Below are 13,683 nucleotides of genomic sequence, written 5' to 3'. Positions count from 1 at the left end.
GCGAGAGTTTTATTAAACAAGCTTTACCAGGATTGCCACTTTGCCAATCGCGATAAAAAGGACAAGCCGATGGAAGTCACGCTGGTCGAGATCAACGTCAAACCCGACTGTATCGACGAATTTTTGCGGGTATTTAAGCTCAATCATTTAGGTGCGCTGGAGGAACCCGGCAATCTGCGTTTTGATGTGTTGCAGGACAGCCATGTGCCGACGCGCTTCTTTATTTATGAAGCTTACACCGATGAGGCCGCCGTGCTGGCGCACAAGAAAACGGCACACTACCTGGCGTGCGTTGAGGCGTTGGAAGCGTTAATGAGCGAACCAAGAAAGAAAACCGCGTTTAAGGGAATATTCCCGCAGTGATGGCGGCATGGACATCTCCGCACAATCGGGTAGCAGCATGATTGAAAGTACCCAAAGCGGGTAGATAGGAAGAAAAACGTGCCGCTGCATCATGTTAACGACAGCGGCTGCGAGGGCAACTTAATGAAGCTCAATCCACAACGCAGCGCGACTCAAAGCAATGACCAACATTCAGGGCCAGTAAAGCCCCGCCCGAAGAGCAAAGCGTCCGCCGCAGGGATGCGGCGGCCGATCTGCATGGATGCGTGTTTCCTTTGCGATCGGGCGGGGCTTTACTGGCCGACGCACCGTCCCCGCAGCCACCATGCACAAGTCCCTACAGCAACCATGCATCGCCCCCGCAGCCACCACGCAAACACTCAATCCTGACGATGCGTATGCACCATATAATTCACATCCACACCACGCCCCAACTGGAACTGATTGGTCAGCGGATTGTAGTGCAGGCCAATCATGCCTCTCTCACGCAATGGTGTCTCATCAACCCAATTCAGCAACTCCGCCGGACGGATAAACTTCTTCACGTCATGTGTACCGCGCGGCACCATGCGCATCACATATTCGGCACCAAACACCGCCAGCAACCACGCCTTGGGATTACGGTTAATGGTCGAGAAGAACACTTCGCCGCCCGGCTTTACCAACTGCGCGCAAGCCAGCACCACAGAACGTGGATCAGGAACGTGTTCCAGCATCTCCATACAGGTCACGACGTCATAGGCGCCCGCATGGCTGACTGCATGATCTTCCACTGTCTGCTGTACATAGTTCACGCTCACACCGCTCTCCAGCGCATGCAACCGTGCTACTTCCAGCGGCTCCGCACCCATATCCAACCCGGTCACGTTGGCTCCTTCACGCGCCATGCTCTCCGCTAAAATACCGCCGCCGCAGCCGACATCCAGCACCTTCTTACCAAACAAACCATTGCTGTGTTGGGCAATCCAGCCAAGACGCAGGGGATTGATGCGGTGTAACGGCTTAAACTCACCCTCTAAATCCCACCAGCGCGATGCGACCGCTTCAAACTTGGCAATCTCAGCATGGTCGACGTTTTGGCGGCTTTCCTGCGGTTGTTCACTCATTGAATCACGACTCCTGACAAAATATTCCCTCAGTATAAACGCTTAACTCTTGCTAGCGCATCTCTCACCTGCAAGGAAAAGCGGCATTAAACCCTGCTTTACGTTCACCGAGAGCAACCACTGTGATATACTTTCGCACCATTAAAAACCGGCATTATGTAGAGGGATAGCGGCTCCATGAGCGACCTTGCGAGAGAAATTACACCGGTCAATATCGAAGAAGAGTTAAAAAACTCCTACCTCGATTACGCCATGTCGGTCATCGTTGGCCGAGCTTTACCCGATGTGCGTGATGGCTTGAAGCCGGTGCACCGCCGTGTGCTTTTTGCCATGAGCGAACTGGGTAACGACTGGAACAAACCTTATAAGAAATCGGCCCGTGTGGTCGGTGACGTGATCGGTAAATATCACCCACACGGTGATTCCGCGGTTTACGAAAGTATCGTTCGTATGGCCCAGCCGTTCTCCCTGCGCTATATGCTGGTAGATGGTCAGGGTAACTTCGGTTCCGTTGATGGCGACTCCGCCGCAGCGATGCGTTATACCGAAGTGCGCATGGCGAAGATCTCATCTGAACTGCTGGCGGATCTCGAAAAAGAGACCGTCGATTTTGTGCCGAACTACGATGGCACCGAGCAGATTCCTGAAGTGCTGCCGACCAAAATTCCTAACCTGCTGGTGAACGGTTCGTCCGGTATCGCCGTAGGTATGGCGACCAACATTCCACCGCACAACCTGACGGAAGTGATCAACGGCTGCCTCGCCTTTATCGAAGACGAAGACATTACCGTTGAAGGCCTGATGGAACACATCACCGGCCCTGACTTCCCGACTGCGGCGTTCATCAACGGTCGTCGTGGTATCGAAGAAGCCTATCGCACCGGTCGCGGTAAGATTTATATCCGCGCACGCGGTGAGATTGAAACCGACGCAAAAACCGGCCGCGAAACCATCATCGTCAATGAAATCCCGTATCAGGTAAACAAAGCGCGCCTGATCGAGAAAATTGCCGAGCTGGTGAAAGAGAAGCGTGTGGAAGGCATTAGCGGCCTGCGTGATGAATCCGACAAAGACGGTATGCGTATCGTCATTGAGATCAAACGCGATGCGGTCGGTGAAGTGGTGCTCAACAACCTCTATTCCCTGACGCAACTGCAAGTCTCCTTCGGCATCAACATGGTGGCACTCCATCAGGGCCAGCCGAAGATCATGACGCTGAAAGGCATCATTGAAGCCTTCGTGCGCCACCGCCGTGAAGTGGTGACGCGCCGTACCATTTTCGAACTGCGCAAAGCGCGTGACCGTGCACATATCCTTGAAGGTCTGGCCATTGCGCTGGCCAACATCGATCCGATTATCGAACTGATTCGTCGCGCACCAACGCCAGCTGAAGCGAAAGCGGGCCTGTTGGCACAGCCATGGGATCTGGGCAACGTAGCCACCATGCTGGAGCGTGCGGGCGATGACGCAGCACGTCCAGAATGGCTGGAAGCGCAGTTCGGTATTCGTGACGGTCAGTACTACCTGACTGAACAGCAAGCTCAGGCGATTCTGGATCTGCGTCTGCAGAAACTGACCGGCCTGGAGCACGAAAAACTGCTCGACGAATACAAAGAGCTGTTAGACCAAATCGCTGAACTGATCCATATCCTGCAGAGTGCAGAGCGTTTGATGGAAGTGATCCGCGAGGAGCTGGTGGCAATGCGTGACCAGTTCGGTGATGAGCGTCGTACCGAGATCACAGCCAACAGTGCTGACATCAACATCGAAGACCTGATTAATCAGGAAGATGTGGTGGTTACGCTGTCGCATCAGGGTTATGTCAAGTATCAGCCACTGTCAGACTATGAAGCGCAGCGTCGTGGTGGCAAAGGCAAATCCGCAGCACGTATTAAAGAAGAAGACTTCATTGATCGTCTGCTGGTGGCCAACACCCATGACACTATTCTGTGCTTCTCTAGCCGTGGCCGTCTCTACTGGATGAAAGTTTACCAGCTGCCAGAGGCCAGCCGTGGCGCGCGCGGTCGTCCGATCGTCAACCTGCTGCCGCTGGAAGCCAACGAGCGTATCACTGCTATTCTGCCGGTGCGTGAATACACCGAAGGCTTCAATATCTTTATGGCGACCGCTGACGGTACGGTGAAGAAAACCGCACTGCAGGAGTTCAGCCGTCCACGCAGCGCCGGTATTATCGCCATCAACCTGCGAGAAGATGATGAATTGATCGGTGTTGCGCTGACCAACGGTAGCGATGAGGCCATGCTGTTCTCTGCTGCGGGTAAAGTGGTGCGCTTCGCTGAGACGGCAGTGCGTGCCATGGGCCGTTCGGCCTCTGGTGTTCGTGGTATCAAGCTGGCTGAAAGCGATAAAGTGGTTTCACTGATCGTGCCACGTGAAGAGGGTGCCATCCTCACTGTGACGCAAAATGGTTACGGTAAACGTACAGCGAATAGCGAATACCCAACCAAGTCGCGTGCAACCCAGGGTGTGATCTCGATTAAAGTCACCGAACGTAACGGACCGGTCATCGGTGCGGTGCAGGTGGTGGATGGCGATCAGATCATGATGATTACCGATGCCGGTACGCTGGTGCGTACACGCGTATCGGAAGTCAGCGTGGTCGGCCGTAACACCCAGGGCGTGATTCTGATTCGTACCGCGGAAGACGAAAACGTGGTGGGTCTGCAACGTGTCGCTGAGCCTGTGGAAGAGGAAGAACTCGACGCCATCGACGGCAGTGTTGCAGAAGGCGAAGAAGATATCGCGCCGGAAGTCGACAACGACGACGACGCACCTGAAGCGGATGAAGAAGAGTAATCCGCAGCGGTGAACAACAGCGGCAGGTCAGGGCAACCGACCTGCCGTTTTTTTATCTGAGTTTTACTCCCAAAGTCGCGCACCAACTGGCTTTTTCGGGCCGATAAAGCTAGTGTATGAGGGTTTTTCAACTTCCTGACAACCCCTTACCGCCAGTGAGTCTCTTTTGAAATATCTCGTCTCCTTTCGCACTACGCTTCGCATCTCGCGCTATCTGTTCCGTGCGCTGGCGCTGCTGCTTTGGACGTTGGGTGCGTTGCTGACTACCTTCTTCATCATCAACGTACTGCACGAAAAAGAGAACGCGGTTCGCCAGGAATTTGACACCAATTATGGCCAGGCGGAATGGTATGTACGCCACTCGGCCGACGTCATGCGTGAACTGAAATACATCACCGAAAACCGCTTAAGTAACAGTAGCAACGGTTTGGACGTGCTGAATGGCCTGCCTGCCAGTAAAAGTACCTTGCCACAGTTCACGCCGCTGTTTTCTGATGGTGATTGCACTTCAATGAGTAACACCTGGCGTAACTCGCTCGATTCGCTCGGTTACTTCATCAACTACTGGAAAAGTAACTTCACCTCCGCTTACGAACTCAACCGGGTGTTCTTTATTGGGGGTGAAAACCAGTGTCTGGCCGATTTCGCCATTGGTAACAACAATTCAGTCGATCGTGAACGCAGCCTGAAAGCCCTGCGCGAGCGGGTGCTGCACTATCGCAGCGGCAACGAAGAAGAGCGCCGTAATCCGATGTACTGGATTACGCCGAGCAGCCAGCCTGGTGTCGGTAATTTCTATATGGTGATGCCGGTGTATGTGGCCAACAAGCTACAGGCGTTGCTGGGCGTGGAACAAAATATCCGTCTTGATGAGTTTATTCAGCCGGGCGGCTTGCCGCTGGTTGCCACCATTACTGATGAGAACTATCGTCCGTTGCTGAGTTCGCGTCGCGGTGGCCCCGGCTACTCTTTTGACGATCTGCCGGATGACAGCACCTGGTTTGGTTATCTTGATAGCTATCGCCAGTTAGTCCTGAAGAAACCGCTTCCGCCGTCCAATCTTAACGTGGTGTGGTCACTCTCTACTGACGTGCTGGTGGATCAGCTCAAGCTGATGCTGATTAACGCGCTGTTGCTGAATATCTTCAGCGCATTGATCCTGTTCACGCTGGCATGGATATTCGAACGCCGTATGTTCCTGCCAGCGGAAGATAACGCACATCGGCTGGAAGAGCACGAGCAGTTCAACCGCAAAATTGTCGCTTCGGCGCCGGTCGGCATCTGTATTTTGCGCACCAGCGACGGCACCAATATTCTGAGTAACGAACTGGCTCACAACTATCTGACGCTGCTGACGCAGGAAGATCGTCAGCGCCTCAATGAGATCATCGGGGGCCAGCAGGTCAACTTTGTCGATGTGCTCACCGGTACCAATACCAACCTGCAAATCAGCTTTGTGCATTCACGCTATCGCAATGAAAACGTAGCGATTTGCGTGCTGGTGGACGTCTCAGCTCGTGTGCGCATGGAGCAGTCGTTGCAGGAGATGGCGCATGCGGCAGAGCAGGCCAGCCAGTCCAAATCCATGTTCCTTGCCACCGTCAGTCACGAACTGCGCACCCCGCTGTACGGCATCATCGGTAACCTCGACCTGCTGCAAACTAAGTCGTTGCCAAAAGGTGTGGAATCGCTGGTGACGGCGATGAACAACTCATCAAGCCTGCTGTTGAAAATCATCAGTGATATTCTCGACTTCTCGAAAATTGAGTCGGAGCAGCTGAAGATTGAGCCGCGCCCGTTCTCGCCGCGTGAGGTGGTCAATCACATCGCCAGCAACTATCTGTCGCTGGTGGTGCGTAAACGTCTAACGTTATATGTGATGATCGAAAATGATGTGCCGCTGACGATGGATGGCGATCCAATGCGTCTGCAGCAGGTCATTTCTAACCTGCTGAATAACGCGATCAAGTTCACCCATACCGGCTGCATTATTCTGCATGCTTATGTCAAAGATGGGTATTTAGCCTTCCGCGTGCGCGATACCGGCGTCGGTATTCCAGCGAAAGAAGTGACGCGTCTGTTCGATCCCTTCTTCCAGGTGGGCTCTGGCGTGCAGCGCAACTTCCAGGGCACCGGGCTGGGTCTGGCAATCTGTGAAAAGCTGATCAACATGATGGACGGTGATATTGAGGTCGACTCTGAGCCGGGCATGGGTAGCCAGTTTATCATCCGTATCCCCATTTACGCTGGACAACAGCCTGCGCCGCCGCTGCTGGATGGCTTGCAGGAAAAAGCCATCTGGCTGGATATGCGCAATGATTATCTTGCGGTCTTCCTGCTGCGTCTGTTGCAGCAACAGGGTATTGCGATCGCGCATTATCAGGGTAATGCCGGTAGCGACGATGTGATTATTAGCGACCATCAGGATACGGTGTCACAGGCCGTGCGCGCACAGATTCACATCTGCGGTCAGCACATCGACATGCCGCAGGAAACCGCGCCGGGTCAGTGGGTGCAGAGCAGTGCGATGCTGCACGATCTGCCTTCATTACTTGGCCGCATCTATCGCCTCAATATTGATAGCGAAACCAGCACGCCGTTGCAGTTGGCCGCACCGCAAGAGGCCAACCGTTACGATGACATTATGGTACTGATTGTTGATGATCACCCGATTAACCGTATGTTGCTCTCCGAGCAACTCGGCACACTGGGCTATCAAACCAAAACCGCACAGGATGGGGTCGATGCGCTGAACGTGCTAAGCCGTAATCACATTGATATTGTGCTGAGTGACGTCAATATGCCGAATATGGATGGTTATCGCCTGACGCAGCGCCTGCGTCAGCTGGGCCATGCCTTCCCGGTGATTGGGGTGACGGCCAATGCGTTGGCAGAAGAGAAGCAGCGCTGTATGGATGCCGGGATGGATAATTGCCTATCCAAGCCTGTTACGCTTGATGTGTTGAAATCCACGTTGGCAATCTATGCCGAGCGGGTAAGAAAAAGCAGGAAAGGGTAGTACAGAAGAACAGGCGCACCGAAGTGCGCCTTTTTTACATCTTAATCTCTTTCAACCTGAGTCGCGCTCACGGAAGAGAGGTAATTCAGCAGGGCGATATCATTTTCCACCCCGAGCTTCATCATCGCCGATTTCTTCTGGCTACTGATGGTTTTGATACTGCGGTTCAGTTTCTTAGCGATTTCCGTTACCAGGAAACCTTCGGCAAACAGGCGCAGAACTTCACTCTCTTTCGGCGACAGACGCTTGTCTCCGTAACCGCCAGCACTGATTTTCTCCAGCAGTTTCGCCACGCTTTCAGGCGTATATTTTTTGCCTTTCTGCAGGGCTGCCAGCGCTTTTGGCAGATCGGTCGGTGCACCTTGCTTCAGTACAATCCCTTCGATATCCAGATCCAATACGGCGCTCAGGATCGCTGGGTTATTGTTCATGGTCAGAACGATAATTGAGAGATCCGGATAGTGACGTTTGATGTACTTAATCAGTGTGATGCCATCACCGTATTTCTCGCCTGGCATAGAGAGATCGGTAATCAGAACGTTAGCATCCAGTTTGGACAAGCTGTTAATCAGTGCTGTTGAGTCTTCAAACTCACCTACAACGTTGACCCATTCGATCTGTTCCAGAGACTTACGGATACCGAACAGAACAATCGGATGGTCATCGGCAATAATTACATTCAGGTTATTCATCTTATGGGTTACCTTGCTGCAGCAGTTGGTTGACGTATGTGTCAATTTCACTGGTGGTATTTATAATGGTTAAATCTTCACATAGTTTTATGTGATGTTCTAACTCTTCACAAAGCTGTTTACCTGGAACCAGATTTAGCATGGCGAACACGCCTTTCAGGCGATGTGCAGTCTGAGCAAGCGAGGGATAATCCTTCTCCGCTGCCTCAGTATACAGTCTCTTCACATCAGGCGGTACTGTCTCGGTAAACAGCTGGAAATAGCCTCCGCTCATCAGCGGCGTGGCAGCCTCATCTTCACTACTTTCCTCCATCAAATCATGAGCCATTTGCTTTTCAATCAGTGCCAGCAGCGCGTCAAGCAGCGCATTGCTGAGATTGAAATTGACCCGGTATTGCTGATCATTCAATGCGTGGTGACCCATTTCGTCACCGGCTAATAGCAGAGCCCAGCCATTGAGGCGGGCGGGATCGTCAGTGATCAGCACATCATGATCCTGACCGGATAAACGTTCGTCAGAGGTCAGGCAATTCGCTCCCCAGTTTTCTAACTGGCGGCAAACAATTTTGTGCACATCCTCGACGGCGATATCGACCAGTGCGGTTACACCTTCCAGCAGCTTCTCTTCCTGCTCGCCTTGCAGTTCCAGCGCGAGGGGCAGTTGAATATTATAGCGTGTGCCGATATCGGGTTTGGCGATGATCTCCAGCTGGCCACCCATTTGCTTGCACAGCTGCTTGCAGAGGAAAAATGCCATGCCAGAGGCCTGACCGTAACGATCCTGGGTGGTTTCGCCCAGATACGGGAAATCAACATTGGCCAGCTCATCGACACTCAGGCCTGAGCCGGTATCCACCAGTTGCAGCAGCACTGAGTTAGGTTTGTTCTCGCTGGCCTTAATCTCCAGCGTAATTTTGCCCCACTGCGTGGTGGTGAGCGCATAGTGCATCAGGGTGGTCAGGACTTTGCGCAGTGCACGGCGATCGCCAAAGCGCATCTCGTCGTTGGCCAGATGGTTGTTGACCACCAGCGCCAACCCTTTACGGCGCATCAGCGGTAGGCTCTCCAGCGCGATGTCATCCAGCAACTCCTGCAAATTGAACACGCTAGCATCCGGCGACCAGTCGTGTGCTTCCAGGCGGTTCAGCAATACAATGTCATCAACCAAACGAGACAGGCCCTGACTTTCATCAAGCAAATCCAGCACGCTTTCGTCTTCATCACGCTGGCTGAGTTGCACCAGTTGCGCCACCATACTCTCCAGCGGACGGTTGAGGGCGTGACCGAGATTTTGCATCAGCTGCTGACGCATCTGATGATTACGATCCAACACCTGCTGTGCCTTCTGCAGTTTTTTATTCACCAGCAATTCACGGTCCTGATCGCGCATCATAAACAGCTGAGTATGTGGTGACAGCACGCTACGGGCGTGGCGGATCTCATACACCTCGTTGTTGATGGTGGCCTGCAGCACGCCTTGATGCTGATCGGACATATTGATGATTTTCTGCAGGTTCAGATGGGGTAACAGATGCTCGGCAATCTTGTTGCTCAACAGCGTGCGATTGGTAGCGAAGTCATACACCAGCAAACCCACCGGCAGGCTCGCGACAATCTCTTCATTCAGCATGCGCAGCGAATCTAACTCGGCGCTTTGGTTCTCGTTCGGGCGCAATGACTGCTGACGCAATAAGGTGATGCCGGCAATCGAGAGCAGTAACAGCACCAGATTGATCAACAGCGGCCACATCAGATTATGCAGGGTATCCAAAGCGAGGCTGGTGAGCGGCACGCGATATACTAACTGTAACGACGTGCTGGGCAGTGACGCCGCAATGACGAGATTAGGATTCGCCAGTGAAACAGATGTCGTTTCGCTAGTGGCATCGTCGCTGCTGGTGCTGGAAGATTGCGTGGCATCCTGAATCAACTGGAAATTTTCCAGCGGCATGCTGTGCGGGATCAAATCGTTGATCGGCAGATCAAAAGCGACCACCGTGGCGAGGTGACCAGGCTGGTTGAAGGTGGTGCGCAGGGTAAAGTAGTGATCGTTCTGCCAGGCGAAATGGCGCAGCGGTGAGAAGCTTTCACGTTCGTCCAGCGCATTGGCCTGTTGCAGCATCTCGGCACGGCGGCTGTCGACCAGCGTATTAATAGCGCTCTCTTTATAACGCGTTGCCATATCTTTTAATGGCAGCGTCGAGATCATGATCAGGCTGTTGTCCTGGCCATTGAGGAAATACATCGACCAGGTGGGATTCTCTGCGCCCCACAGCGTATCGAGGTAGTTGGACATGCGCATCGTCATATCCAGCGTGCTGCTGTCGTGGGAGCCAAAGATCAGCGCCTCCGTTTTACGGCGCGTCTTTTCCAGGTAGTAAACATCCGGGCGCAGGCGGGTTTCCAGAAGATTGGTGTTGGGTGCAGATCCGGCCGCACTGGTGGCGAGATTTTCATAAATCTGCCAGGTCGCGAAACGCGAAGCGTCGATGCGTTTTTGTACGGCACGCGCTAAATCGGTCATCGCGTAACGCTTCTCAGTAAGCCAGGCGTTAACACTGTTGTGCACCATAGCTCCCAGGGCCAGAAATAGCACCAGGTTGAACACCACGAAGAAGCGGGTGACGTTACCCGAGGTCAGCGGAAATTTGTAAGGCAGCATAGTGTCTCAGGATCCTGCGATTAGCGCGCCACCAGGCGAGCACTGGCGGCAACGGCCAGCAGCAGCAGGGCGATCAATAAAAATGCGCCACTCAAACTGAGCCACTGGGAAATAAATCCGATTAGAGCCGGACCTGAAAGAATACCTGCATAGCCTAATGTTGTCATGGCAGAAATCGCCAGATTCGACGGCATATCGTGTTGATTCCCGGCCGCATTAAACAGCATTGGCACGGTGTTGGCTAAGCCGAATCCCACCAGCAGGAAAGCCAGCAGTGCAACCTGTGGCCACGGCAGTAACACCGCCAGCGTCATACCCGCTGCAGCGGCTAACGCACCCGTGACCATGACGGGATAGCGGCCAAAACGTTGAATGACTTTATCACCGGTGAGACGGCCGATTGTCATCGCCACGGAGAAGATGGCATAGCCCAATCCCGCATGTGCTACGTCCATCTCTGTGTTTTGCAGTAACAGCAGTGCGCTCCAGTCAAGCACCGCGCCTTCTGCCAAAAACAGACTGAAGCACAGTAACCCCAGGAAAGCGACCCAACCGCGTGGGATCACCAGCCAGGGTTGATCGGGCTGATGCAACCGTTCAGTCATTAACGTTGGCAGGCTGATCACCAGCAGCACCACGATTAACACCATCACCACCGCGACAGCATGCAGGGGCGAGAGACCACTGGCCAGCAACAAACTGATGCTACCGGCACCAATAATCCCACCCAGGCTGAAGAAACCATGGAAACCCGACATCATCGGCTTGCGTGCCGCTTTCTCCACTTCAACGGCCTGCACATTCATGGCGACATCCAGCATGCCTAACCCGGCACCGAAGATCATCAGTGCCGCAGCCATCAACCACATCACATTTAGCAGAGTGAGCAGTGGCAGGATCGCCAGCACCACTAACGTGGAACATAACATCACCCGACGGCCGCCCACGCGGGCAATTAGCGCACCGGTAATCGGCATCGCTGCTAGCGATCCCACACCGAGACACAGCAGCAGCCCACCTAACGATGCGCCGCTCAGTGCCAGACGCTGGCTGGCAAAGGGCACCAATGGCGCCCATGCCGACATGCAAAGTCCGGCGATCAGAAAGACGATGCGTGTACCCATGTTGACACGCTGATGCAAATGATTGTGCTGTGCGGCGTCCAGTGCTGTCATAAAAGTCTTTTTCAATAGCCGTCAAAGCGACGAAGTTTAGCATTAAAGCTGACGTCTCACCGCAGTTCAGAACCGATGAGTTCAGAAAAGATGAGCGCCAGAAACAGGCATATTACCGAGTTTTGGCGTGGCGTGACGCTTTTCCAGAACTTTCCTGGCACTTTCACGGCCTTCCTGCCGCGAACAATCGGTCGCAAATTGAAATTTCATGATGGAAAAGGATGAATATAAAATCATCATCGGTAATAAATCAGCGCTGCACTTTGCCTTAACCAATTGAATAAGAGAAGACTCATGTAGGCTAATAGGAGAGAGTCTGGGCCAGTGCATATTCCAGTATTCTTCATTACGCACAGAAATTAACATTGCAGAATGATGGCTAACGATTGAACAAAAAGTGCGAAAAATAGCTAATAATGCGCCGGAGAGATTGCGTTAATTTAACCCAATCAACTAACTTTACTTAAAATTACGCGGGGATGAGTGATTTTGGCAAAAAAAATGCCGGACAAACATGTCCGGCGGGAATTAGGGTAAAACAACTCATTCGGGGTGAATGAAGGGAATAATGAAATAAATGATGATAGCGGGAGTAATTGTATGCGCTGAAGTGACTTTAGTTTTATCATTCAGTGCGGCAGGGTGAGTCAATTTAATTTGTTGTTATTAAATGGATAAATAATCGATTACCAATATGTGCTGTATTCTTTGTTGATCCGTGCTGATTATTAGTTCCACGATATTTACATTTGGAAATAACTATTAAATACAATGAAACACTTTTGGAAATTTAGTATCATTTTCGTGATAGATTATTGCCCCGTATAAAATAACAATGGCTTTCCGGCTGAATTTTTAATCGTTCAGTTTGCAGTGGCATAAATAAAGGCACATTAAAGAGGGTAATAAAATGAAACGTCGCGTTCTCTCCCTGATGATCCCTGCATTGCTGGTTGCAGGTTCAGCAAGCGCAGCTGAAATTTACAACAAAGATGGCAACAAATTAGACCTCTACGGTAAAGTCGATGGTCTGCACTATTTCTCCGACAACTCAGGTTCAGACGGTGATCAGTCTTACCTGCGTTTCGGTTTCAAAGGTGAAACTCAGGTCACAGACCAACTGACCGGTTACGGCCAGTGGGAATACCAGGCTGCCCTTAACACCTCTGAAAACGAAGGCACCGCCAACAGCTTTACGCGTGTCGGCTTTGCCGGTGTGAAATTCGGTGATGCCGGTTCATTCGACTACGGTCGTAACTATGGCGTGATCTATGATGTTTCGGGCTGGACTGACGTATTGCCAGAGTTCGGTGGCGATACCTACGGCGCGGACAACTACATGTTCCAGCGCGGTAACGGCATGGCGACTTACCGCAACACCAACTTCTTTGGCCTGGTGGATGGCTGGAACTTTGCAGTCCAGTATCAGGGCAAAAATGACAACCCAACTGAATCCTCTAGCGGTCGTGATGTGCTGGGTGAGAACGGTGATGGTTACGGCCTGAGCACCACTTATGACATCGGCTCCGGTTTCGGTATCGGTGCAGCGATGTTCCAGTCTGACCGTACTAACAACCAGAACACCGGTGCTATCCTGGGTCGTGGTGATAAAGCTTCTGCTTACACCGGTGGCCTGAAATATGACGCCAACAACGTGTATCTGGCCGCGATGTACACTCGTTCGTACAACGCAACGCGCTTCGGTTCCAGCAGCGCAACTTCTTACGGTTACGCGGATACTGCGGATAACTGGGAATTGGTGGCACAGTACCAGTTCGACTTCGGTCTGCGCCCATCCCTGGCGTTCGTTTCTTCTCGCGGCAACGTGCAGAACTACGGCGATCAGAACCTGAAAAAATATGTTGATGTG

The 13,683-nt window shown here is 52.5% G+C and carries 9 protein-coding genes; 4 read left to right on the top strand and 5 right to left on the bottom strand.

Annotation, left to right across the window (positions count from 1 at the left end; all coding sequences use genetic code 11):
- Positions 1–69: 69 nt before the first annotated feature.
- A complete protein-coding gene (gene lsrG / locus H7A81_RS08915; protein WP_097116586.1) occupies positions 70–363 on the top strand; it encodes a (4S)-4-hydroxy-5-phosphonooxypentane-2,3-dione isomerase in 294 nt (97 codons plus the stop codon).
- A gap of 359 nt (positions 364–722) precedes the next feature.
- On the opposite strand, the gene ubiG is transcribed toward lsrG, so the two are convergent.
- Positions 723–1,448 carry a bifunctional 2-polyprenyl-6-hydroxyphenol methylase/3-demethylubiquinol 3-O-methyltransferase UbiG gene (ubiG, locus tag H7A81_RS08910; RefSeq protein WP_182057289.1) on the bottom strand — a complete coding sequence of 242 codons (726 nt, stop codon included), beginning with the start codon at positions 1,446–1,448 and terminating at the stop codon, positions 723–725.
- 177 nt (positions 1,449–1,625) lie between these two features.
- Between ubiG and gyrA the strand changes: the two genes are divergently transcribed.
- Both gyrA and rcsC read left to right on the top strand, forming a co-directional pair.
- Entirely contained in the window at positions 1,626–4,265 is a 2,640-nt protein-coding gene (gene gyrA / locus H7A81_RS08905) for a DNA topoisomerase (ATP-hydrolyzing) subunit A (protein WP_182057288.1), read from the top strand.
- Positions 4,266–4,431: 166 nt separating this feature from the next.
- The gene (gene rcsC / locus H7A81_RS08900) at positions 4,432–7,284 is read left to right on the top strand and encodes a two-component system sensor histidine kinase RcsC (RefSeq protein ID WP_166934730.1); all 2,853 of its coding nucleotides are present in this window, start codon (positions 4,432–4,434) and stop codon (positions 7,282–7,284) included.
- 41 nt (positions 7,285–7,325) lie between these two features.
- Here rcsC and rcsB read toward each other — a convergent pair whose 3' ends face one another.
- The 4 genes from rcsB to H7A81_RS08880 form a co-directional block, all read right to left on the bottom strand.
- Complete coding sequence (rcsB, locus tag H7A81_RS08895; protein WP_034825012.1) at positions 7,326–7,976, bottom strand: response regulator transcription factor RcsB; 651 nt, start codon at positions 7,974–7,976, stop codon at positions 7,326–7,328.
- A 1-nt stretch (position 7,977) separates the two neighbouring features.
- Entirely contained in the window at positions 7,978–10,635 is a 2,658-nt protein-coding gene (rcsD, locus tag H7A81_RS08890) for a phosphotransferase RcsD (protein ID WP_182057293.1), read from the bottom strand.
- Between the two features lie 23 nt (positions 10,636–10,658).
- Positions 10,659–11,813 (bottom strand): MFS transporter, encoded by a 1,155-nt coding sequence (locus tag H7A81_RS08885; RefSeq protein WP_182057287.1) that lies wholly within the window; start codon positions 11,811–11,813, stop codon positions 10,659–10,661.
- A gap of 81 nt (positions 11,814–11,894) precedes the next feature.
- On the bottom strand, positions 11,895–12,167 hold the full coding sequence (locus H7A81_RS08880; protein ID WP_182057286.1) for a hypothetical protein: 273 nt from the start codon (positions 12,165–12,167) through the stop codon (positions 11,895–11,897).
- A 556-nt stretch (positions 12,168–12,723) separates the two neighbouring features.
- Here H7A81_RS08880 and ompC point away from each other — a divergent pair.
- A partial coding sequence (gene ompC / locus H7A81_RS08875; protein WP_182057285.1) for a porin OmpC occupies positions 12,724–13,683 on the top strand: 960 nt, incomplete at its 3' end.

The sequence above is a fragment of the Pantoea sp. ME81 genome (assembly GCF_903970985.1).
GTDB lineage: Bacteria > Pseudomonadota > Gammaproteobacteria > Enterobacterales > Enterobacteriaceae > Pantoea > Pantoea communis.
The sequence above is the reverse complement of the archived record's forward strand: the minus strand, read 5'-3'. Positions and strand labels throughout refer to the sequence as shown.